General features: G+C 66.0%; 18 protein-coding genes and 2 tRNA genes. 11 read left to right on the forward strand and 9 right to left on the reverse strand.

Annotation, left to right across the window (positions count from 1 at the left end; translation table 11 throughout):
* Positions 1 to 18: 18 nt before the first annotated feature.
* A complete protein-coding gene (gene tkt / locus Q8Q53_RS08215; RefSeq protein WP_305701281.1) occupies positions 19 to 2,016 on the reverse strand; it encodes a transketolase in 1,998 nt (665 codons plus the stop codon).
* A gap of 220 nt (positions 2,017 to 2,236) precedes the next feature.
* Between tkt and Q8Q53_RS08220 the strand changes: the two genes are divergently transcribed.
* From Q8Q53_RS08220 to Q8Q53_RS08240, 5 genes are all read left to right on the forward strand, one after another.
* Positions 2,237 to 2,440 (forward strand): hypothetical protein, encoded by a 204-nt coding sequence (locus tag Q8Q53_RS08220; protein WP_305701282.1) that lies wholly within the window; start codon positions 2,237 to 2,239, stop codon positions 2,438 to 2,440.
* Positions 2,437 to 2,739 carry a cell division protein ZapA gene (locus Q8Q53_RS08225; protein WP_305701283.1) on the forward strand — a complete coding sequence of 101 codons (303 nt, stop codon included), beginning with the start codon at positions 2,437 to 2,439 and terminating at the stop codon, positions 2,737 to 2,739. The genes Q8Q53_RS08220 and Q8Q53_RS08225 overlap by 4 nt, the downstream gene beginning before the upstream one ends.
* A gap of 220 nt (positions 2,740 to 2,959) precedes the next feature.
* Positions 2,960 to 3,532 carry a 5-formyltetrahydrofolate cyclo-ligase gene (locus Q8Q53_RS08230; protein ID WP_305701284.1) on the forward strand — a complete coding sequence of 191 codons (573 nt, stop codon included), beginning with the start codon at positions 2,960 to 2,962 and terminating at the stop codon, positions 3,530 to 3,532.
* A complete protein-coding gene (locus tag Q8Q53_RS08235) occupies positions 3,532 to 3,747 on the forward strand; it encodes a DUF2842 domain-containing protein (protein WP_305701285.1) in 216 nt (71 codons plus the stop codon). The genes Q8Q53_RS08230 and Q8Q53_RS08235 overlap by 1 nt, the downstream gene beginning before the upstream one ends.
* A 48-nt stretch (positions 3,748 to 3,795) precedes the next feature.
* Complete coding sequence (locus Q8Q53_RS08240) at positions 3,796 to 4,872, forward strand: MBL fold metallo-hydrolase (protein ID WP_305701286.1); 1,077 nt, start codon at positions 3,796 to 3,798, stop codon at positions 4,870 to 4,872.
* A 16-nt stretch (positions 4,873 to 4,888) separates the two neighbouring features.
* On the opposite strand, the gene Q8Q53_RS08245 is transcribed toward Q8Q53_RS08240, so the two are convergent.
* A tRNA-Asp gene (locus Q8Q53_RS08245) sits at positions 4,889 to 4,965 on the reverse strand.
* 244 nt (positions 4,966 to 5,209) lie between these two features.
* On the opposite strand from Q8Q53_RS08245, the gene Q8Q53_RS08250 reads away from it, so the two are divergent.
* On the forward strand, positions 5,210 to 5,656 hold the full coding sequence (locus Q8Q53_RS08250) for a hypothetical protein (RefSeq protein ID WP_305701287.1): 447 nt from the start codon (positions 5,210 to 5,212) through the stop codon (positions 5,654 to 5,656).
* Between the two features lie 158 nt (positions 5,657 to 5,814).
* Here Q8Q53_RS08250 and Q8Q53_RS08255 read toward each other — a convergent pair whose 3' ends face one another.
* From Q8Q53_RS08255 to thyA, 4 genes are all read right to left on the reverse strand, one after another.
* Positions 5,815 to 7,104, reverse strand: a complete 1,290-nt coding sequence (locus Q8Q53_RS08255; protein ID WP_305701288.1) for a dihydrolipoamide acetyltransferase family protein — start codon at positions 7,102 to 7,104, stop codon at positions 5,815 to 5,817.
* Between the two features lie 5 nt (positions 7,105 to 7,109).
* Positions 7,110 to 8,144, reverse strand: coding sequence for an alpha-ketoacid dehydrogenase subunit beta (locus Q8Q53_RS08260; protein ID WP_305701289.1), 1,035 nt, complete (start codon positions 8,142 to 8,144; stop codon positions 7,110 to 7,112).
* A 166-nt stretch (positions 8,145 to 8,310) separates the two neighbouring features.
* Entirely contained in the window at positions 8,311 to 9,624 is a 1,314-nt protein-coding gene (locus tag Q8Q53_RS08265) for a 3-methyl-2-oxobutanoate dehydrogenase (2-methylpropanoyl-transferring) subunit alpha (RefSeq protein WP_305701290.1), read from the reverse strand.
* 270 nt (positions 9,625 to 9,894) lie between these two features.
* Positions 9,895 to 10,857, reverse strand: coding sequence for a thymidylate synthase (thyA, locus tag Q8Q53_RS08270; protein ID WP_305701291.1), 963 nt, complete (start codon positions 10,855 to 10,857; stop codon positions 9,895 to 9,897).
* Between the two features lie 111 nt (positions 10,858 to 10,968).
* On the opposite strand from thyA, the gene Q8Q53_RS08275 reads away from it, so the two are divergent.
* Positions 10,969 to 11,045: transfer RNA gene (locus Q8Q53_RS08275), tRNA-Pro, on the forward strand.
* A 37-nt stretch (positions 11,046 to 11,082) separates the two neighbouring features.
* On the opposite strand, the gene Q8Q53_RS08280 is transcribed toward Q8Q53_RS08275, so the two are convergent.
* Positions 11,083 to 11,517 (reverse strand): DUF3429 domain-containing protein, encoded by a 435-nt coding sequence (locus tag Q8Q53_RS08280; RefSeq protein ID WP_305701292.1) that lies wholly within the window; start codon positions 11,515 to 11,517, stop codon positions 11,083 to 11,085.
* Between the two features lie 94 nt (positions 11,518 to 11,611).
* Positions 11,612 to 13,669, reverse strand: a complete 2,058-nt coding sequence (gene recG, locus Q8Q53_RS08285; RefSeq protein WP_305701293.1) for an ATP-dependent DNA helicase RecG — start codon at positions 13,667 to 13,669, stop codon at positions 11,612 to 11,614.
* Positions 13,670 to 13,809: 140 nt separating this feature from the next.
* Between recG and Q8Q53_RS08290 the strand changes: the two genes are divergently transcribed.
* From Q8Q53_RS08290 to mfd, 3 genes are all read left to right on the forward strand, one after another.
* Positions 13,810 to 14,214 carry a host attachment protein gene (locus Q8Q53_RS08290; RefSeq protein ID WP_305701294.1) on the forward strand — a complete coding sequence of 135 codons (405 nt, stop codon included), beginning with the start codon at positions 13,810 to 13,812 and terminating at the stop codon, positions 14,212 to 14,214.
* Between the two features lie 160 nt (positions 14,215 to 14,374).
* Positions 14,375 to 14,671 (forward strand): succinate dehydrogenase assembly factor 2, encoded by a 297-nt coding sequence (locus Q8Q53_RS08295; protein WP_305701295.1) that lies wholly within the window; start codon positions 14,375 to 14,377, stop codon positions 14,669 to 14,671.
* A gap of 91 nt (positions 14,672 to 14,762) precedes the next feature.
* A complete protein-coding gene (gene mfd, locus Q8Q53_RS08300) occupies positions 14,763 to 18,251 on the forward strand; it encodes a transcription-repair coupling factor (RefSeq protein WP_305701296.1) in 3,489 nt (1,162 codons plus the stop codon).
* 161 nt (positions 18,252 to 18,412) lie between these two features.
* Here the strand turns inward: mfd and Q8Q53_RS08305 are convergent, their stop codons facing one another.
* A complete protein-coding gene (locus tag Q8Q53_RS08305; protein ID WP_305701297.1) occupies positions 18,413 to 19,717 on the reverse strand; it encodes a GGDEF domain-containing phosphodiesterase in 1,305 nt (434 codons plus the stop codon).
* 73 nt (positions 19,718 to 19,790) lie between these two features.
* On the opposite strand from Q8Q53_RS08305, the gene Q8Q53_RS08310 reads away from it, so the two are divergent.
* Positions 19,791 to 20,570: an NAD kinase gene (locus Q8Q53_RS08310; protein ID WP_305701298.1), complete on the forward strand. Its 780-nt coding sequence runs from the start codon at positions 19,791 to 19,793 to the stop codon at positions 20,568 to 20,570.
* The last annotated feature ends 17 nt before the right edge of the window (positions 20,571 to 20,587 follow it).

Below are 20,587 nucleotides of genomic sequence, written 5' to 3' on the forward strand. Positions count from 1 at the left end.
TGCGTAGCTCCTGCTGTGTTAGAGGCCCAGTTTGGCCGTGATCTGGGGGACAATGGCATCTGCGCTGATGCCAAAATACTTGTAGAGTTCATCCGCCGGAGCAGACGCGCCGAACCGGTCGATCCCGATGTTCAAACCGTCGATCCCGGTGAAACGTTCCCAGCCCATCGTGACGCCCGCCTCGATCGAGACTTTCAGCACATCGGCGGGCAGCACATCGGCGCGGTAGGCCGCGTCCTGGGCCACGAACAGTTCCGCGCAGGGCATCGACACGACGTCCGCGCCAATCCCGGCGGCTTCGAGCGCGGCGGCGGTGGCCATCGCGATTTCGACTTCGCTGCCGGTCGCGACCAGCACGACCTGACGCGCGGCATCAGCGGCCTTCAGGCGGTAAGCGCCCTTCGCGCAGCGGTTGGCGCTGCGGGTCCAGCCTTCATCACCGGCGCCGCGCAGCTGCGGCAGGTTCTGGCGCGAGAGCGCAAGGACCGAAGGCGTGCCGGTGGTTTCCAGCGCGAGCGCCCAGCATTCCGCCGTTTCGATCACGTCGGCCGGGCGGAACACGTTGAGGTTGGGGATCATCCGCAGCGACATGACGTGTTCGACCGGCTGGTGGGTCGGCCCGTCTTCGCCCAGCCCAATCGAATCGTGCGTCATCACGTAAACAACCTGCGCGTGCTGCACCGCGCTCATGCGGATCGCGTTGCGGCAATAGTCGGAGAACACCAGGAACGTGCCGCCATAGGGCACTACCCCGCCGTGCAGCGCCATGCCGTTCATCGCGGCGGCCATGCCGAATTCGCGGATGCCGTAATAGACGTGGCGGCCGGCATAGTTGTCCGCGCCGAACGGCACGGTGAACTTGGTCTTGGTCAGGTTCGAGCCCGTAAGGTCGGCGCTGCCGCCCAGCAGGTGCGGCAGCTGTTCCGTCAGCGGACCGAGCGCCATTTCCGAGGCCTTGCGGGTCGCAACCTTTTGCGGCGCGGCGACCAGTCCGGCGATGTAGCTTTCGAGTGCGGGCGAAGCGAGATCGGCGACGCCCATCAGGCGGCTTTCAAACTCTCCGCGTGCGGGTGAAGCGGCAAGGCGCGCTTCCCATTCGTTGCGGGCCGCAGCACCCTTGGCGCCCAGGACACGCCAGTCAGCCAGAATGTCCGCCGGAACTTCGAACGGAGCGGCGCTCCACCCCAGATATTCGCGCGCGGCGGCGATTTCGTCCGCACCCAGCGGCGCGCCGTGGACGCTGTGACCGCCTTGCTTGCCCGGCGCGCCCTTGCCGATCACCGTCTTGCACGCGACCAGCGACGGGCGCGGATCAGCGGCGGCTTCGGCCAGCGCGCGGGCGATGTCGGCATGGTCATGCCCATCGCAGCGCACCGTGTGCCAGCCGGTCGCGGCATAGCGCGCGCAGATGTCTTCGCAGGTCGACAGCGAGGTATCGCCGTCAATCGTGATGTTGTTGTCATCCCACAGCACGTTGAGGCGGCCGAGCTTGTTCACGCCCGCAAGGCCGATGGCTTCGTGGTTGATGCCTTCCATCAGGCAGCCGTCGCCCGCGATCACCCAGGTCTTGTGATCGACCAGATCATCCCCGAACACGGCGTTGAGGTGGCGTTCGGCCATCGCCATGCCGACCGCCATCGCCAGCCCCTGCCCCAGCGGACCGGTGGTGCATTCCACGCCCGCCAGCTCTGTGTTTTCCGGGTGCCCGGCGCAGACCGAGTGCAGCTGGCGGAAATTGCGGATGTCCGCCATCGTCGGCGCGGCATAGCCGGTCAGGTGCAGCAGCGAATAGATCAGCATCGAGCCGTGGCCCGCCGACAGCACGAACCGGTCCCGGTCAGCCCACTTCGGCGCGGCGGGATCGAACTTCAGGAACTGCGAATAGAGCACGGTCGCCACATCGGCCATGCCCATCGGCATTCCCGGATGGCCACTGTTGGCCTGCTGGACCGCGTCCATGGAAAGAGCGCGAATGGCGTTGGCCATCGGTGCCAGGCGGGACGGGTCAGGCTGCATAGGTATGTACTCCCGGAAATGCGGGCATAAGACAAGTGCTGCGTTGCAGCAGCGATTCGTTCGCGTCATCCCTTTGCGGCTGGACCGTCCCCCGTCAAGCGCCCCCGCCCCCGGACTGCCCCGTGAACTGCTGAACAAGCCCCGCCGCAGCCCCGCCACAGTGGGAAATCCATGCGCGCAGACTATGCCGACGTCCTGAATTGCGCTAGCCGTATGGGCTATGGACGCCAATCGCACCGCCACTGCCCTTGCGCGGATCGACGCCGCGCTGGCGCGGATCGAAGCCGCCGCCGCCCATGTAGGCGATGGGAAGGCCGCCGGAGCAGAACTGGACCGCCTGCGCGCCCGCCACGGCCGGTTGCGGGCTGCGGTATCCGACGGGCTTGAGCAGCTCGATCTTTTGATCGAAGGGGCGCAAGGATGACCAACGTCACGCTCCAGATTGGGGGCCGCGCCTATACCGTCGCCTGCGATGACGGCGAGGAAGACCACATCCGCATGCTGGGTGCGACCATCGCCGACAAGGTCCAGTCGATGGGCTCGGCCGGACAAAGCGAACCGCGCCAGTTGCTGTTCGCGGCGCTGGTTCTGGCCGATGAACTGCACGAGGCCCGCGCCGCATTGGCTGACGCGCTGGCCGCCGCCAGCCCGGATCGCGATGCCCCCGCGCTGGAAGCGCTGGCCAGCCGTCTGGAAAATATTGCATCGCACCTTGAGCGTTAGGCTTGCCGCGCCTAAATAGGGCGTGACGGGTTCTGCCCGGTGCGAGCCTTCGAAAATCCCTGAGGCTATAAGCAAATCCAATGGGGGCTGTCCCTGGTCGGATCCTGGTCCGGCACACATGGTCCCCACCTGACGTGAACGCGTCAGAGGATTTCCCGGCAACGGCCCATGGTGGTCCCGTCACCCACCCTTCACCCTTTCGGCAAGGAATCAGGCTTCCGTGACAGATAAGCAGGCTTTGCGGGCGGAATTGCGCGCCCGCCGCCGCGAGCACGCCGAAACCTTGCCCGCCAATGTCCGCGCGCTGGTGCTGATGCGCCCGCCGCGCCCGGTGGCAGACCTGATCCCCGCCGGGGCCAGCGTCGGCCTGTATCGCGCCATCGGCGGCGAAGCGCCGACCGGCGGCTATGCCCGCTGGCTGTTCGAGGCCGGGCACGCGCTGGCGCTGCCGTGGTTTGCGGATCGCAGCGCGCCGATGCAATTTCGCCGCTGGGACAATCCCCATGTCGCCGAATTGCTCGAACCTGCACCGTGGGGCAGCCTGCAACCGCGCGGCGATGCGGCGGAAATGACGCCCGACGTGCTGATCGTGCCGCTGCTGGGCTTTACCGCCGACGGCCAGCGACTGGGTCAGGGCGGCGGGCATTACGACCGCTATCTGGCCGCCCACCCGCACGTGCTGCCAATCGGCCTCGCCTGGGATTGCCAGCTGGTCGATGACCTGCCAGTCGAACCCCACGATATCACGCTGAAAGGCGTGGTCACCCCAACTCGTTTTTACGGACCGTTCTGATGCGCACCGAACCGACAATGCGGATCCCGCTGGGGGTGCTGGCGCTGCTGATTGCGCTGCTGGTCTATGGCGGCCTGATTGCGCGCTATGTCGGCCCGTTGATCGAAGACTGGCCTGCGCTGGGGCAAACGCCGGTCTATATCGTGCTGGGCGTGGTCTGGCTGCTGCCGCTGCGCCGGTTCGTGCTGTGGATGGAAACTGGCCGCTGGCGCTAAGCGCTGCACCGGGTTAGCCTCTCCCGACAATCTGCGGGGGAATGGGTAATGCGTGGCAAACTTGGCCGGTTGTTCGCAATCGGCGTGATCCTGATTGGCCTGTTCCTGGTGCTCGGGCGTGACTGGTTGGCGGACCGGGCCTTTCAGCGCGCGCTGGATACCAGCGTGGGGGTCGATCAATCGGCCGCCCTGCCCGATGGCCTGCACGCCTATGTCTGCGGCAGCGGCTCCCCGATGCCCGATGCGACCCGTGCGGGGCCATGCATTGCCGTGCTGGCCGGGCAGCAGGCCTTCATCTTCGACGCCGGTTCCGGCTCCATCCGCAAACTGCTGCGGATGGGTTTCCCGATTCCCAAGGCGCAGGCCGCATTCCTGACGCATCTGCATTCCGATCACTTCGATGGCCTTGGCGAACTGCTGCTGCAGGCGTGGGTCGGGGGATCGCGCAGTGCGCCGCTCCCGGTCCACGGCCCGCAAGGGACCGATCAGGTCGTCGGCGGGCTGATGCAGGCCTATCAGATCGACAAGGGTTACCGCATCGCCCACCACGGAGCCGCGATTGTCCGGCCGGAAGGCTTTGGCGGCGCGGCCCAGATCATCGACCTGCCTGCGGGCGCGAACAGCGCGGTGGTCCATGACCGGGACGGCGTGCGGATTACCGCCATCCGGGTCGATCATGCCCCCATTTCCCCGGCGCTGGGCTACCGGATCGATTACAAGGGCCGGTCGCTGGCGATCAGCGGTGACACGGTGTTTTCGGCCAGCTTCAACGCTGCGGCCAAGGGCGTGGACGTGATGTTCCACGAAGCGCTGAACATGGAGATGGTCGCCGCGCTGGGAGCCAAACTGGCCGAGCGCGGGCGCAAGGATTCAGCCCAGATCATGACCGACATCCAGAACTATCATGCCAGCCCCGTCGATGCCGCGCGCGCGGCGCAAACGGCCGGGGCAAAGGCGCTGGTGCTGTATCATCTGGTCCCGCCGGTGCCGGTGCGCCTGATCGAGCGGAAGTTCCTGGGCGATGCGCCAGCCGCGTTTGACGGCGATCTGCGGCTGGCCGAAGACGGCATGATGATTTCCCTCCCCGCAGGGGGAAAATCCATCGACTTCAGCAACGCTTTTTAGGAATAAATTCCCCAAGTGGCGCGAGTGACGGGGCTCGAACCCGCGACCTCCGGCGTGACAGGCCGGCACTCTAACCAACTGAGCTACACCCGCTCGCCCCTTGGGGAGCGCCGCCTCTAGGCCAGCCCCCGATTCCTGTCAACAGCCTTCGCGCGCGCACTGACGCGCAATTTTTCCACAGGCCCGGATCGCCCGATTTTGCTGCGCTTCGCGCGCGCGGTCACCCTTTGGCAAGCATCCTGCACAAGGCGGCATTAACCAAATGTTTGCCGGAATGCGCGATCTAAGCGGTATCCGCTGCCCGCCTGGGCCGCTGCCAGTTGGGGACTGACCGCCTGTGAACATCCGCCATGCCATCGTGCTGCTGGCCTGCGCCGCACCGTTTTCCGCCGCCCTTCCCGCTGCGGCCAACCCCAGCGTTGCACTGGACAGCGCCGTGTTCGTGGAACGCGGTTCGCCCACGTCGGGCAGGTTGCTGGAACCCGCCAGCCGCCTCAACCGGGGTGACCGCGTGGTCTATATCGTCAACTGGTACCGGATGGGCGGCGCAGGCAGCTTCACCGTGACCAATCCGCTCCCCCGCGCCGTCGCCTATCAGGGCAGCGCCAATGGCGAGGAACAGGTTTCGGTCGATGGCGGCAAGTCCTGGGGCAAGCTGGGCGAGCTGCGGACCGGCAGCCGTATCGCCACGCCGGAAGACGTTACCCATGTGCGCTGGCAGGTCGATCACCGCCGCGCCGCGCTGGGATCGGGCCGGATCGCCTATAGCGCGATCGTGCGCTGAAGGGGCAGACCAACCCACAAACCTGCTTTGGCCAACCGTCATGCTGAACTTGGTTCAGCATCCATTTCGCCGCGCTGAGCTTTATTAACCTGCGCGAGCTGCGTTAGCGGCACGATGGACCCTGAAACAAGTTCAGGGTGACGATCGGAAACTCGGCATCAATCCGTCAGCAGCGCCACCGGCGTTTCGATCAGCCGCTTGAGCGCCTGAACGAAACTGGCCGCATCCCAGCCGTCGACCACGCGGTGGTCGCAGCTGATCGAGATGTTCATCAGCTTGCGCTTTTCGATCCGTTCGCCGCCCATGCCATCGGGCACGAACATCGGACGTTCGACAATCCGGTTGGGGCCGATGATCGCCACTTCGGGCCGGTTGATGACCGGCGTGGTCGCAACGCCGCCCAGCGGGCCGAGTGAAGTAACGGTCAGGGTCGATCCCGACAGCTCCGCGCTGGTGGCCGTGCCGCTGCGCGCCGCACCCGCCAGCCGCACGATTTCGCGGGCGATCTGCCACAGGTTCTTGTCCTGCGCATCGCGGATCACCGGCACCATCAGCCCGCCATCGGTCTGCGTCGCCATGCCCAGATGCACCGCGCCGAACCGCGTCACGACGTTCGCCTCGTCGTCATAGCGCGCGTTGAGCATCGGATAGTCCGGCAGCGTGCGGCAGATCGCCGCGATCAGCAGCGGCAGCATGGTCAGCTTGGGCCGGTCCCCCGGCATCGCGTTCAACTGCGCCCGCATCGTTTCCAGCGCGGTCACGTCGCATTCCTCGACATAGGAGAAGTGCGGAATGCTGCGCTTTGACGCCGCCATGTTTTCGGCAATCCGGCGGCGCAGGCCGATGACCTTGATCGCCTCGTCCGCGCGCGGCTTGGCCCCGGCGCGGTAGGCGCCGTTGTAGGACAGGAACGCATCGAGATCGGCGTGGCGCACCCGGCCATCCTCGGCAGGCTTCACTTGCGCGAGGTCGATACCGAGTTCAGCGGCACGGGCGCGAACGGCGGGGCTGGCCAGCACCTTAACCTCTTTCCGCCCACCCCCGTTCGTGTCGAGCGAAGTCGAGACACGCTGCGGTTCAGCGGCAGGTTCCGGTTCACTGACCATTACGAGGGGGGCGCCTGGTGTCTCGACTTCGCTCGACACGAACGGGGTGGAGGATTCGGGGATGGATACCGCCTCAGCCTCAGCCTCAACCCCACCCTCGCCGTCCGTCTCGATCACCACCAGCGGCGCACCGATGGCGAGCATATCGCCCTCGGCCCCGGCGACCGAGACGACTACGCCCGAAACCGGGCTTTCCATCTCGACCGTAGCCTTGTCGGTCATGACGTCGGCGATCTTGTCGTCCTCCGCGATCCGGTCGCCGACCTTGACGTGCCAGGCGACGATTTCGGCCTCGGCAATGCCTTCGCCGATGTCGGGGAGGTTGAAAGTGTAACGGCCCATCGTTCTCAAGCTTTCAGCAAGCGGTCCAGCGCCTCGCCAATGCGGACGGGACCGGGGAAATATGCCCATTCAAGGCTGTGCGGATAAGGCGTGTCGAACCCCGTCACCCGCTCGATCGGCGCTTCGAGGTGATAGAAGCAGCGCTCCTGCACCAGCGCGGAGAGTTCCGCACCGAACCCGCAGGTGCGCGTCGCTTCATGCACGATCAGGCATTTGCCGGTTTTTTCCACCGACTTCTGCACAGTGTCGATGTCCAGCGGCACCAGGCTGCGGAGGTCGATGATTTCCGCGTCCACGCCCTTTTCAGCGCAGACCGCAGCGGCAACATGGATCATCGTGCCATAGGCGATCACGGTCAGCGCTTCGCCCGCGCGGGCGATCCGCGCCTTGCCGAGGGGAATCGAGTAATACCCTTCCGGCACTTCGCTGCCTTCGTGGCGCGCCCAGGGTTCGACCGGCTGGTCGTAAAAGCCGTTGAACGGGCCGTTGTAGATGCGCTTGGGTTCGAAGAAGATCACCGGATCATTGTCTTCAATCGCGCTGATCAGCAGCCCCTTGGCGTCATAGGGCGTCGCCGGGATCACGGTTTTCAGCCCCGCGACGTGGGTGAACAGCGCCTCCGGGCTTTGGCTGTGGGTCTGCCCGCCAAAAATCCCGCCGCCGAACGGCGAGCGCACCGTCATCGGCGCGATGAATTCGCCCGCCGAGCGATACCGCAGCCGCGCGGCTTCGGACACCAGCTGGTCCAGCCCCGGATAGATATAATCCGCAAACTGGATTTCCGGCACCGGGCGCAGGCCATAAGCCCCCATCCCCACTGCCGCGCCGATGATCCCGCATTCGTTGATCGGCGTATCGAACACGCGGTGCGTGCCGTATTTCTTTTGCAGGCCGGCGGTGGCGCGGAACACGCCGCCGAAAAAGCCGACGTCCTCGCCAAACACCACCACATCGGGGTCACGGTCCATCATCACGTCGAGCGCGTCGTTGATCGCCTCGATCATGTTGAGGCGGCGGACGGGTGCGATTCCCTCGCTCATACCCCCCTCCTCTTCAGAGGAGGGGCCGGGGGTGGTGCCGCGCGCAGCGCGGTCCGGCGACGATTGCACCACCCCGCTGCGACTAGGCTCGGCGATGCCTCGCCAAGTCTCGCTGCCCCTCCTCTGAAGAGGTGGGGGGCTTGCGGCTGGAACTCCTGGATCACGCTCATGATTCCTTCCACTCCGGCCACTTGATCCGGCGTTCGCGCATCGCTTGCTCCGACTGTTCTTGCAGGTGCCAGGGCAGTTCCTCGAACACGTCCTCGAACATGGTGTGGAACGGGTGGTGGAGGCCGTGCCCCAGAATCCCGTTCTTTTCGGCTTCCTTGGTCGCGGCTTTCACGCCTTCGATCAGTTCGGTGTCCATCGCGGCGTGCTGTTCGACCGACCATTCGCCGCGCGCGATCAGGTGGCGTTTCAGCCGCATGATCGGATCGCCCAGCGGCCATTCGGTCCGCTCGTGCGCGCTGCGGTACTGGCCGGGATCGTCGGAGGTGGAATGCCCTTCGGCGCGGTAGGTGAAATGCTCGATCAGGGTCGGCCCCATGTTCGAGCGCGCCCGGTTCGCGGCCCAGCGCGCAGCGGCATAGACCGCCAGCGGATCGTTGCCATCGACCCGCAGCCCGGCCATGCCATAGCCCACCGCGCGGCTGGCAAAGGTCGCCCGCTCGGCCCCGGCAAACCCGGAAAAGCTGGAAATCGCCCACTGGTTGTTGACGATGTTGAACACCACCGGCGCGTTATAGACCGTGGCAAAGGTCATCGCGGCGTGGAAATCGCCTTCCGCGCTGGACCCTTCGCCGACCCACGCACTGGCAATCCGGCTGTCGCCGCGAATCGCACTCGCCATCGCCCAGCCGGCGGCCTGCGGATACTGCGTCGCCAGATTGCCGCTGATCGTGAAAAAGCTATGCTCGCGGCTGGAATACATGATCGGCAGCTGGCGGCCCTTCAGCTTGTCCGCGCGGTTGGAATAGATCTGGTTGATCATCTCCACGATCGGATAGCCGCGCGCGATCAGGATGCCCTGCTGGCGATAGCTGGGGAACACCATGTCATCGTCCGCCAGCGCGAAGGCAGACGCGACCGAGGTCGCCTCCTCGCCGGTGCATTTCATGTAGAAGCTGGTCTTGCCCTGTCGCTGGCCGCGATACATCCGGTCATCGAACGCGCGGGTCAGCGCCATCACGCGCAGCATCCGCCGCAGCGTTTCGGCGTCAAGCTTAGGGTCCCACGGTCCGACCGCCTGATGGCTGTCATCGAGCACCCGGATCAGATCGGTGCAGAGCGGCGCGGTGTCGCTGGCCGCGCAGGCCTCATCCGGGCGGGGCTGCGCACCGGCGGGCGGGATCGCCAGATGGGTGTAATCGACCGGATCGCCGGGGCGAAAGCGCGGCTCCGGCACGTGCAGCGACAGCGGCGGCAGGTTGCTGCCGCCATTGCCATACGAAGGGGTTTCACTGGCGGGCCGGTCGGCCATCGTTCGCGCTCTCCCGCTGACCCGCGCGCCCCATGCGCCGGGTAAGCATATTTTAGATACGCGTTATTTTATTTCAAACTGGTTTCAGCGTCAACTATCGACAAGCCAGCCGCGTTAATCCATAACCTCGCTATATCACAACAACTTACCGTCACCCTGAACTTGATTCAGGGTCCATCTCTCCACCCGCACCGCCATCGCAATCGGCACGATGGATGCTGAAACAAGTTCAGCATGACGATGCGGGGAACAGGTGATTCATTGCACGGCCTACACCGCCACAGGTGCGGAAATGTGGGCTTGCGGGGCGTAGTCCGTGACTTCGAAATCCTCGAGTCCATAGTCGAAGATCGATGCCGGGCGGCGGTGAATCGCCATCACCGGATTCCCCTGCGGCACGCGCGCCAGTTGCTGCTCCACCAGATCGGCGTGGTTGAGGTAGAGGTGCGTGTCCCCGCCCATCCACACCAGTTCGCCCGGCTCCATGTCGCACTGCTGCGCCAGCATCCGCGTGAACAGCGCCGCGCCCCACAGGTTGAACGGCAGGCCGAGCGCCACATCGCAGCTGCGCTGAACCATCATGCACGACAGGCGGTTTCCGGCGCTGACATGGAACTGATAGGTCTTGTGGCACGGCGGCAGCGCCATCCGGTCCAGCTCGGCCACGTTCCAGCCCTCGACGATATGGCGGCGGCTGCCGGGGTTGGTGCGCAGGCTGGTGACAAGGTCGGCGACCTGATTAATGCCCGCTGCGCGCTGCCGGAACAGCCCGTCGCCCACTGGTTCATAGACCGGCCAGTCGGTCCACTGCTTGCCGTAAACCGGCCCCAGATCGCCCCAGCGTGCCGCAAAATCGGCATCGTCCACGATCCGTTTTGAAAAATCGGCGCGCGAAATCTCATCGCCGGTTTCCTTGCGATAGCGGTCCAGCGGCCAGTCGGTCCAGATTTCCACGCCCTGCGCGCAGAGCGTGCGGATGTTGGTATCGCCGGTCAGAAACCACAGGAATTCGCGCGTCGCGGTTTTCCAGTAGACCCGCTTGGTCGAGAGCAACGGCATCGCTCCGCCCGCCAGATCGAACCGCAATTGCGCCCCGAAGACGGATCGCGTGCCGATTCCCGTCCGGTCGATCCGTTCATCGCCCTGCTCCCAGATGCGGCGCATAAGGCTGAGATACTGCCATTCCCAATGATCGGAGGGGCCAGGAAGCGAGGAATTATCGGCAGTCTGCATTGCGGCCTGATAGCCAACCTGCAAAAATTCCGAAAGCCTGCTTGCCACTGCGGAAAACGCATCCTATAGGCCCGCTCCTGCCTTGGGTTCCTTCGGGTTCCCGCGATCGGTCGGGGAATAGCTCAGCCTGGTAGAGCACTGTCTTCGGGAGGCAGGGGCCGGAGGTTCGAATCCTCTTTCCCCGACCAAATCGCTCTTTTGAGCCGGATTACCAGACCGGCAATTTCAAAGAGCCAGCACGCCCAGCGCCAGCGACATGGCGCCCAGTCCCAGCGATAATTGCAGGCGCAAGGCCAGCCAACCTGCGGGCAAAAAACCGATGGCGCGGTCCACCAGCGGCGTCAGCAGCAGGCACGCGCCGACCACCAGCAGCGACGGCCCCGGCCAGTTATAGCCCGCAATCCACGGCAGATAGGCCGCCAGCGCAATCAGGCTGGGCACCACGGCCACGGCGAAGATCCAACTCGGCGCATCATCGCGCGCCACGCCAATGCCCCACCACACCCCGCCCAGAAAGCTGAAGATCAGCGCGGCATAGCCAAACCCTACCGCCAGCGCCGTCCAGCGCCATTCCCCGCCATCGAGCGCGACCACCACCGCAGCGGCTTGTGGCAACAGCCCGGCATAGCCCAGCTGGCGAAGGGATTGGGGCAAGGCCATGGCAGCTACTCCGGTGTGAATTGCACCGGAATTGGCGTGGCAGGCGCGCCGTCACAATCGGGACGAAAGCCCTATTGGGTCGCGGCGACGCCCCCTACCCCCCGCGCAGCAGCTGCACGCCCCAATCCCGCTCGAACAAGTACAGCAGCAACCGCGCCGCTTCGCCGCGTTCGCCGGTCAGGCCGCCATCGCGGTCCACCAGCAGGCGGGCGTCATCGTGGGCAATCGGCAGCAGGCGCTGGATCTGTTCCAGGCTGGCGACGCGGAACGGCGTGTCGCCCGATTGCCGGGTGCCGAGCAGTTCGCCGCCGCCGCGCAGGCGCAAGTCTTCCTCGGCCAGCCGGAACCCGTCCTGCGTCTCGCGCATCAGCGCCAGTCGTTCCCGCCCGGTTTCGGACAGCGCCGCGCCGCGCAGCAGCAGGCAGGTGCTCTTTTCCGCGCCGCGCCCCACGCGTCCGCGCAGCTGGTGCAGCTGGGCGAGGCCGAACCGTTCGGCCTGTTCGATCACCATCAGCGTCGCGTTGGGCACGTCCACGCCGACTTCGATCACGGTCGTCGCGACCAGCAGGCTGGCCTGCCCGCTGGCGAAGCGTTCCATCGCCGCGTCCTTGGCTTCGGGGCGCAGCTGGCCGTGGACCAGCACGACCGTATCACCGAACCGCGCCTGCAGTTCGGCATGGCGCGCCTCGGCCGCGGCGATGTCGTCCGTCTCGCTTTCGCGGACCATCGGGCAGACCCAATAGGCCTGCTGCCCGGTGGCGATATGCCGCCCGATCGCGCCGACCACATCGTCCAGCCGCTCCACCGCCACCACGCGGGTGTCGATCGGCTGGCGGCCGGGGGGCATCTCGTCCAGCCGGGAAACGTCCATTTCGCCATATTGCGCCAGGGTCAGCGTGCGCGGGATCGGGGTGGCGGTCATCGCCAGGCAGTGCGGGGTGCGCTTCCCCTTTTGCGTCAGCATCAGCCGCTGGCCGACGCCGAACCGGTGCTGTTCGTCGATCACCACCATCGCCAGATGCTTGTAACTGACCGTGTCCTGAAAGATCGCGTGGGTGCCGACGATCATGTCGATGCTGCCATCGAGCAGCCCCATCAGGATCGATTCGCGCACCCGGCCCTTGTCGCGCCCCGTCAGCAGCGCGATCGTCACCCCCGTCCCCGCCGCCATCCGGGTGAGCGTGACGTGATGCTGGCGCGCGAGGATTTCGGTCGGCGCGAGCAGCGCGGCCTGCGTTCCGGCTTCCACCGCGATCAGCATGGCTTCCAGCGCGACGACCGTCTTGCCCGAACCGACGTCGCCTTGCAGCAACCGCAGCATTGGCGCGGTCTGGGCCAGATCGCCCTCGATCTCGGCAATCGAACGCGCCTGCGCGCCGGTCAGCGCGAACGGCAGTTGCAGTTTCCCGCGCAGCCGCCCGTCGCCGCGCAAGGGCGTGCCGACGCGGGTGCGGTTCGATTCCTTGACCAGCAGCAGCGCCAGACTGTTGGCCAGCAGTTCATCATAGGCCAGCCGGTCGCGCGCAGCGGGATGTTCGCTCCGGTGGGCCAGCGCCAGCGCATCGGCCCAGGCGGGCCATTGAAACTTGCCCAGCAGCCCCGGCTCGATCCATTCGGGCAGCGGCTGAACGTGCGCCAGCGCAAGCTGGACCAGCGCCGCGAGCCGCCCCTGCGTCAGCCCTTCGGACAGCGGATAGACCGGCTCCACCAGCTGGCCCAGCGCCAGATCGCTGCCTTCGGCGACGTGATCGGGGTGGACGATTTGCAGCGTCTGGCCGAACTGATCCAGCCGCCCGGCGATCCAGCGGGTTTCGCCCAGCGGCAGCTGCTTTTTGGCCCAGCCGCCATTGCGCCCGAAATAGGTCAGCGCGCAGACGTTGCCCGCGCTGTCTGCTGCCAGCACCCGGAACGGCCCGCGCCCGGCGGAACTGCGGTATTCCAGCGGGGTCAGCGCGACGACGATGTTTTCGCCCACCCCCGCTTCGTCCAGATCGGCCACTGCTCGGCGCTGCACGAACCGGTCGGGCAGATGATAGGCAAAGTCCTTTACCCGCGTCAGCCCCAGCCGCTCCAGCGGGCGCGCCAGTCCGGGCCCGACGCCTTTCAGGCTGTCGGCGGCGGCGAACAGGGGGTTGAGCCGATCGGGACGCATCGCCAGCGCCTATGCCAAACTCCGTGACCGATGGCGAGAATTGTCATAGACTTTGACCCAGCGCATGGAACACCCCGCCCGCCCGGGGCTTTATGCCTTCAGCCCCCACAAGCGGGCACAATGAAATCAGGAGAACCCGAATGCTGCTGCCCCACGGAACCGTCATCGCGCTGATCGACGGGAAAAACTTCGAACTCTATCGCAACACCGGGGACGAAGCCGAACCGCAGCTGACCGCGTTCGACTCGCCGAAGCTGGATAGCAGCAACCATTCCGGCGCGGGCCATCATTCCAGTTCGGGCAACCACGCCGGCCATCAGGTGGAAGAAGACGCCCACGCCATCGCCGCAACCGAATGGCTCAACAGTCAGGTGCTCGGCCACAAGATCGAACAACTGGTGGTGATCGCCCCGCCGCGCACGCTGGGTGAAGTGCGCAAGCACTATCACAAGCAGACCGAACGCGCGGTGGTAAAGGAACTGAGCAAGGACCTGATCGGCAAGCAGGCAGACGATATCGTCGCGGCGCTGCGCGAAAAGAGCTGATTCTCGCCTTGCGCTTACCCCTCCCCCTTTTGCGGGGGAGGTTGGGTGGGGGTGTACGGCTTCTCAGCGATGGCGCCGCCCCCTCCCCCAACCCCTCCCCGCCGGGGAGGGGAGTTCGGCCAGCTTGCGGATCGGCCCGACCTGCCGTAACCGGCGCTGCATGACCCAGCCCGTCCCCTCGCGTGAAGCCCCCTCGCTTGAAGATCGCCTCCGCCGCCTGAAGTTCCGCGCCTGGCATCGCGGCACGCGTGAAGCGGATTACATGATCGGCTGCTTCTTTGACCGGCACCATGCCAGCTGGGGCGAGGCTGAAATTGTCTGGTACGAAGCGTTGCTGGATGAAGAGGACGTCAACATCCTCGGCTGGGCGCTGGGCACGCTGTCCGTGCCGGACGAATACACCGGGCCGCTGATGGATGCGTTCCGCAAGCTGGACTACGTCGAAATCCCGCGCTGACAGGCGCGGTTCCACCCGCTAAGGACCATCGCATCATTCCCCCCCGCTGGCCTTGTTTTCGGCCCGCGGGGCAATTGCTGTTGCGTGGACCATGCCTGATTTTTCAAAGATCCTTGCCGCCAAGACCCCGCTGACGCTGTCATCCGTCGCGCGTGGCAGCCAGCCGCTGGTGCTGGCGGATCTGGCGCGCGCGGCCCATGCCCGCAGCGGCGGCGGCCGCGCGGTGTTCATCGCGGCGGACGATGCCGCGATGCGCGGTGTCAGCGATGCCGCGGCGTTCTTTGCCCCGGAACTCGATGTGATCGAATTTCCGGCGTGGGACTGCCTGCCCTATGACCGCGCCAGCCCGGCCCTGTCGGTCAGCGCGCGGCGGCTGTCGGCGCTGCACCGGTTGCAGCGCGTCAGCCCCAAGCCGCAACTGCTGGTCACCACGATCAACGCCGCGCTGCAACGGGTGATGACCCCGTTCCGGATTCGCGAATCGGTCCGCCTGCTCGAACCGGGGATGGAGATCGGCCGCGAAAGCCTGATCGGCCTGCTCCAGCGGCAGGGCTACAGCCGCACCGATACGGTCGCCGATGCGGGCGAATATGCGGTGCGCGGATCGCTGTTCGATATCTATCCATCGGGCCTTGAACACGGGCTGCGGCTGGACTTCTTCGGGGATGAACTGGAAACGCTGCGGCTGTTCGATCCCAACACCCAGCGCTCGATCGGTGAAGTCCCCGCGCACCTGCTGCTGCCCGCCAGCGAGGCGCTGCTCGATGATGACACGATCAAGCGCTTCCGCACCCGCTATCGCGAATTGTTCGGCGCGCATGCCACCGGCGATCCGCTCTATCAGGCGGTCAGCGACGGGCGGCGGCTGGCGGGGATGGAGCACTGGCTGCCGCTGCTGGAAGAGCGGCTGGTAACGCTGTTCGATCACCTGGCCGCCGCCGACACGCTGCTGATCGACAGCGCGGCGATTGCCGCCGCCGATGAACGGCTGGGCGACATCGCGGATTACCATGCCGCGCGCAGCGACACTTCCGGCAAGGCCGCAGGCAGTTATCGCCCACTCGAACCGGCGGCGCTGTATCTGGCGCAGTCGGAACTGGACGCAGCGACGGCGGATAGCCCGATCCACAAGCTCGACATCTTCGCCCAGCCCGACAGCGCGAGTGTGATCGACTTCGGGTTCGGCAGCAGCCGCGATTTCGCGCCAGAGCGGGCGCGCGGTGACAACGTCTATGAGGCCGCCGCCAATTACCTCACCGCGCTGGCGAAACGCGGCAAGAAGGCGCTGATCGCCGCCTATACCGAAGGCAGCCGCGCCCGCATTGCCGCGATCCTGGGTGAAGCCACCCGCCCCGCCCCGGTCATGGCCGACAACTGGCAGGAAGCGCTGGGGCTGGCCGCGAAAGGCGCGCCGGTCGCGCTGGTCCTGCCGCTGGAAACCGGGTTTGCGGGCGACGAACTGGAACTGATTACCGAGCAGGACATTCTGGGCGACCGGCTGGTCCGCCGCAAGAAACGCCGCAAGGGCGCGGACGCGTTCCTGGCCGAACTTTCGGCGCTCACCCCCGGCGATCTGGTGGTCCACATGGACCACGGGATCGGCCGTTATGGCGGGCTGCAATCCATCCCCGTCGGCGACAGCCCGCACGATTGCGTTTGCCTCGAATACGCGGGCGGCGACAAACTGTACGTCCCGGTCGAGAACATCGACGTCCTGTCACGCTATGGCAGCGATGCGGAATTCGTCGCGCTCGACAAGCTGGGCGGCGAGGCCTGGCAAAAGCGCCGCTCGCGCCTGAAGGAACGCATCCGTGCAATCGCGCACGAATTGCTGAAAACTGCCGCCCTGCGCGCGCTGCGGCACGCCATCGTGATCCAGCCGGACGGCAGCTTTGACCAGTTCATCGACCGCTTCCCCTGGCAGGAAACCGACGACCAGGAAGCCGCGATTGGCGATGTGCTGGACGACATGGCCGCAGGCCGCCCGATGGACCGGCTGGTCTGCGGCGATGTCGGCTTCGGCAAGACCGAGGTTGCGCTGCGCGCCGCGTTTGTCGCCGCGATGGCCGGGCATCAGGTGGCGGTGATCGCGCCGACCACGCTGCTGGCGCGCCAGCACTTCACCAATTTCAGGGAACGCTTCGCCGGGTTCCCGCTGGAAATCGGGCGGCTGTCGCGACTGGTGGGAGAGAAGGAGGCGCGCGAAACCCGCGCCCGGCTGACCGACGGGACGGTCGATGTGGTCATCGGCACCCATGCCCTGCTGTCCAAAAGCGTAAAGTTCAAGCGGCTGGGGCTGGTCGTGGTGGATGAAGAACAACGCTTTGGCGTCAATCACAAGGAAGCGCTGAAACAACTGCGCGCCGATGTGCATATGCTGACCCTCACCGCCACGCCGATCCCGCGTACGCTGCAAATGGCGATGTCGGGCCTGCGCGAGTTGTCCACGATCCAGACCCCGCCGGTCGACCGGCTGGCGGTGCGCACTTATGTGATGGAATGGGACGACATGGTGATGCGCGAGGCCCTGCTGCGCGAACACCATCGCGGCGGGCAAAGCTTCATCGTCGTGCCGCGCATTGCCGATATGGAGGACGTGGAAAAGTGGCTGCGCCGCACCGTGCCCGAAATCGGCTTCGTCACCGCGCACGGCCAGATGGCCCCCAGCGAAGTCGAAGAACGGATGAGCGCGTTCTACGAGAAGAAATACGAGGTGCTGCTGTCCACCACGATCGTCGAGAGCGGCCTCGATATTCCGTCGGCCAACACGATCATCATCCACCGTGCGGACCGGTTCGGCCTCGCGCAGCTGTACCAGCTGCGCGGGCGGGTTGGCCGGTCGAAACTGCGGGCCTATGCCTATCTCACCACGCCGGCGGACAACCAGCTGTCGGAAGTCGCGGAAAAGCGGCTGAAAGTGCTGGGCGATCTCGATTCGCTGGGCGCGGGCTTCCAGCTCGCCAGCCACGATCTCGACATTCGCGGCGCGGGCAACCTGTTGGGCGATGAACAATCCGGCCACATCCGCGAGGTCGGGTTTGAGCTCTACCAATCGATGCTGGAAGACGCGATTCTGGCCGCCAAGGCTGGTGAAATCGGGCTGGCGCGGGAACGCAGCGCGCTGTCGCCGCAGATCACGGTCGATGCGCCGATCATGATCCCGGAAGAATACGTGCCGGACCTTGCCGTGCGCATGGCGCTCTATCGCCGCCTCAACGACGCCGAGGATACCGACGATGTGGAGGCGCTGTCCGCCGAAATGATTGACCGCTTTGGCCCGCTCCCGCCGCCGACCGTCAACCTGATCAAGCTTATCGGAATCAAGCGTCAGGCCATCGCGGCCAACATTTCCAAGATCGACGTCGGGCTGAAGGGCACCCTCGTCAGCTTCTATCACGATGAGTTCCCCGACCCGCTGGGGCTGATCAACTACGCCGAGCGCCTGCAAGGCGCGATCAAGCTGCGCCCCGACAACAAGCTGGTGGTCAACCGCGCGTGGGGCAATGCCGACGCCCGGCTCAACGGCCTGTTCCAGCTGACCAAGGGGCTGAGCGCGATTGCACGCAAGGCGAAGCGGTAACTCCAGCCCGCCCCCCCCCAACCCCGCCCGTCCTGAGCCTGTCGAAGGACCGTCCTGCCCTTCGCCCCACGCGCGCGGCCGCCAGAACAAGGGCAATGCTTCGACAAGCTCAGCATGGGCGGGGGTGGTAGATGGATCGGACTTAAGGAGCTGACCGCGCGCTATCCCCGCGCGAGTTCCCCGAAATCGCCCGCGCTCATCGGCTGGGCGCGCAGGAAGCCCTGATAGAATGCGCAGCCCTCAGCCGCGGCAAGCGCACGCTGGGCTTCGGTTTCCACCCCTTCGGCAATCACTTTCAGGTCGAGCGCGCCAGCCATCGCCACGATCGCGCGCAGCACCGCCAGATCGCGGGCATCGCCCACCACGCCGTCGATCATGCTGCGGTCCAGCTTGAGGTAATGCAGCGGCAGCAGCTTGAGATAGCGGAAGTTGCAGAACCCCGCGCCGAAATCATCCAGCGCGATCCGCATCCCGCGCTCCGCCAATTTGCCCAGCGCCTGCGCGGCGTGGGCAACATCGGCCAGCAGCACCTGTTCCGTCACCTCCAGCGTCAACCGCCAGGCCGGAAAACCGGTTTCGGCCAGCAGCGCCGTGAACGCTTCGGCAAAGTCGCTCACCGCCAGATCGTTCGGCGTGACATTGAGCGACAGCCGCAAGTCCATCGGCCAGCCCTTTGCCCCCGCCAGCGCCTGCTGCGCGACCTGCCGTGACAGCTGCGCCACATGATCCGCCCGTTCGGCAATCGCAAACAGCGCGCCCGCGCCGATCCGGCCGAGTTGCGGATGGTTCCAGCGGGCCAGCGCTTCTGCCCCGGTCAGGCGGTTGTCGGAGCAGGAAAACTGCGGCTGATAGACCACTTCGATCTCGCCCCGGTCGAGCGCGTGGAGCAGGTCTGCTTCCAGCTGCGCGGCGCTGCGCCCGGCGCGGGTTGGCTCACCATCGGCCCACAGCAGGCGGCGGCCCGCCTGCGCCGTCACGGTGGCGAGTGCCTGTCCCAGCCGGTCGAGCATCGAATCCGCAGTTTCGTCCGCCAGCCCGCGCAGCAGCGCGCCGCGCGGCGACAGCCGGAGCGTGCCTGCGGCGGTGGAAATCGGCCGGGCCAGCACTTCCAGCAATTGCGCGGCAAACACCTGCCAGCGTTCGCGGCTGCACGGATCGGCGCACAGCAAAAGGAATTGCCCGCCCCCGCTGCGCGCTGCCAGCCAGGGGCCGTCCAGTTCATCGGCGGCAAAATGCTTCAGCCGCGCGGCCACTTCGGCCAGCGCCGCGTCCCCGGCGGCGGTGCCGTAAGCCAGGTTCACGGCATCGAACCGGCGCAGCCCGATCAGCAGTGCATGCACTTGCGCCCCGCGCACCAGCCATTCGCCCAGCCGCGCGCGCGCCGCATCGCGGCCCGGCAGGCCGGTTACCGCATCGCGGCTGGCATCAAGTTCGTCGGGCGCAAGGAACGGCATTGCAATCCGCATAGCACAGCCTCCCTACTAAAGTGTTCGCGCTCGGCGATTGCCAAAGCCCCCCTGCGGCCATATGCACCCGCGCATGACCAAGCCGCCGCGTCTGGCCCTGATGCCATCCGATACCGAACGCGCCCAGGACGCCGCGCAGCAGCTACGCGAATTGGCCGATTTCGTCCCGCTGGAGCAGGCGGATATTGCCGTGGTGATGGGCGGCGACGGACATATGCTCCACGCGCTGCACCAGATGCTGGACATGAACCGGGTGATCCCGGCGTACGGCCTGAATTACGGCACGGTCGGCTTCATGATGAACCGGCCCAAGTCCAGCCGCCCGCTGCTGGAACGGATCGCCCGCGCCCGCCAGCTGGCGGTCAATCCGCTGGAAATGATCGCCACCACCGGCAGCGGCGCGCAGGAAAGCTTCTGCGCGATCAACGAAGTGTCGCTGCTGCGCGAAACCCGCCAGACCGCCAAGCTGGAAGTATCGGTCAACGGTAAGGTCCGCCTGCCGGAACTGTTCTGCGATGGCATCCTGGTGTCCACGCCTGCTGGCTCCACCGCCTACAACCTGTCCGCCAACGGCCCGATCCTGCCGCTCGGCTCCAACATGCTGGCGCTGACCCCGATCAGCCCGTTCCGCCCCCGCCGCTGGCGCGGTGCGATCATTCCCGATCATTACGAGATCGACTTCCGCGTGATCGAGCCGCTCAAACGCCCGGTCGCAACGGTCGCGGACCAGAAGGAACTGCGCGATATTCTGGCGGTCAAAGTAAAGATCGCGCGCGAACGCCAGCTGACCTTGCTGTTCGACCCCGGCAAAACCCTGGAAGAGCGCATCTTTGCCGAGCAATTCCAGTTCTGAGTATTTTTGCGCGCAGA

Source organism: Novosphingobium sp., assembly GCF_030699305.1.
Taxonomy (GTDB): Bacteria; Pseudomonadota; Alphaproteobacteria; order Sphingomonadales; family Sphingomonadaceae; genus Novosphingobium.

Excerpts from the sequence above, each read along its gene's own strand:
- tkt (WP_305701281.1), bottom strand. The coding sequence starts at position 2,016 with ATGCAGCCTGACCCGTCCCGCCTGGCACCGATGGCCAACGCCATTCGC.
- Q8Q53_RS08220 (WP_305701282.1), top strand. The coding sequence starts at position 2,237 with ATGGACGCCAATCGCACCGCCACTGCCCTTGCGCGGATCGACGCCGCG.
- Q8Q53_RS08225 (WP_305701283.1), top strand. The coding sequence starts at position 2,437 with ATGACCAACGTCACGCTCCAGATTGGGGGCCGCGCCTATACCGTCGCC.
- Q8Q53_RS08235 (WP_305701285.1), top strand. The coding sequence starts at position 3,532 with ATGCGCACCGAACCGACAATGCGGATCCCGCTGGGGGTGCTGGCGCTG.
- Q8Q53_RS08240 (WP_305701286.1), top strand. The coding sequence starts at position 3,796 with ATGCGTGGCAAACTTGGCCGGTTGTTCGCAATCGGCGTGATCCTGATT.
- Q8Q53_RS08255 (WP_305701288.1), bottom strand. The coding sequence starts at position 7,104 with ATGGGCCGTTACACTTTCAACCTCCCCGACATCGGCGAAGGCATTGCC.
- Q8Q53_RS08260 (WP_305701289.1), bottom strand. The coding sequence starts at position 8,144 with ATGAGCGAGGGAATCGCACCCGTCCGCCGCCTCAACATGATCGAGGCG.
- Q8Q53_RS08265 (WP_305701290.1), bottom strand. The coding sequence starts at position 9,624 with ATGGCCGACCGGCCCGCCAGTGAAACCCCTTCGTATGGCAATGGCGGC.
- thyA (WP_305701291.1), bottom strand. The coding sequence starts at position 10,857 with ATGCAGACTGCCGATAATTCCTCGCTTCCTGGCCCCTCCGATCATTGG.
- Q8Q53_RS08280 (WP_305701292.1), bottom strand. The coding sequence starts at position 11,517 with ATGGCCTTGCCCCAATCCCTTCGCCAGCTGGGCTATGCCGGGCTGTTG.
- recG (WP_305701293.1), bottom strand. The coding sequence starts at position 13,669 with ATGCGTCCCGATCGGCTCAACCCCCTGTTCGCCGCCGCCGACAGCCTG.
- Q8Q53_RS08290 (WP_305701294.1), top strand. The coding sequence starts at position 13,810 with ATGCTGCTGCCCCACGGAACCGTCATCGCGCTGATCGACGGGAAAAAC.
- Q8Q53_RS08295 (WP_305701295.1), top strand. The coding sequence starts at position 14,375 with ATGACCCAGCCCGTCCCCTCGCGTGAAGCCCCCTCGCTTGAAGATCGC.
- mfd (WP_305701296.1), top strand. The coding sequence starts at position 14,763 with ATGCCTGATTTTTCAAAGATCCTTGCCGCCAAGACCCCGCTGACGCTG.
- Q8Q53_RS08305 (WP_305701297.1), bottom strand. The coding sequence starts at position 19,717 with ATGCGGATTGCAATGCCGTTCCTTGCGCCCGACGAACTTGATGCCAGC.
- Q8Q53_RS08310 (WP_305701298.1), top strand. The coding sequence starts at position 19,791 with ATGACCAAGCCGCCGCGTCTGGCCCTGATGCCATCCGATACCGAACGC.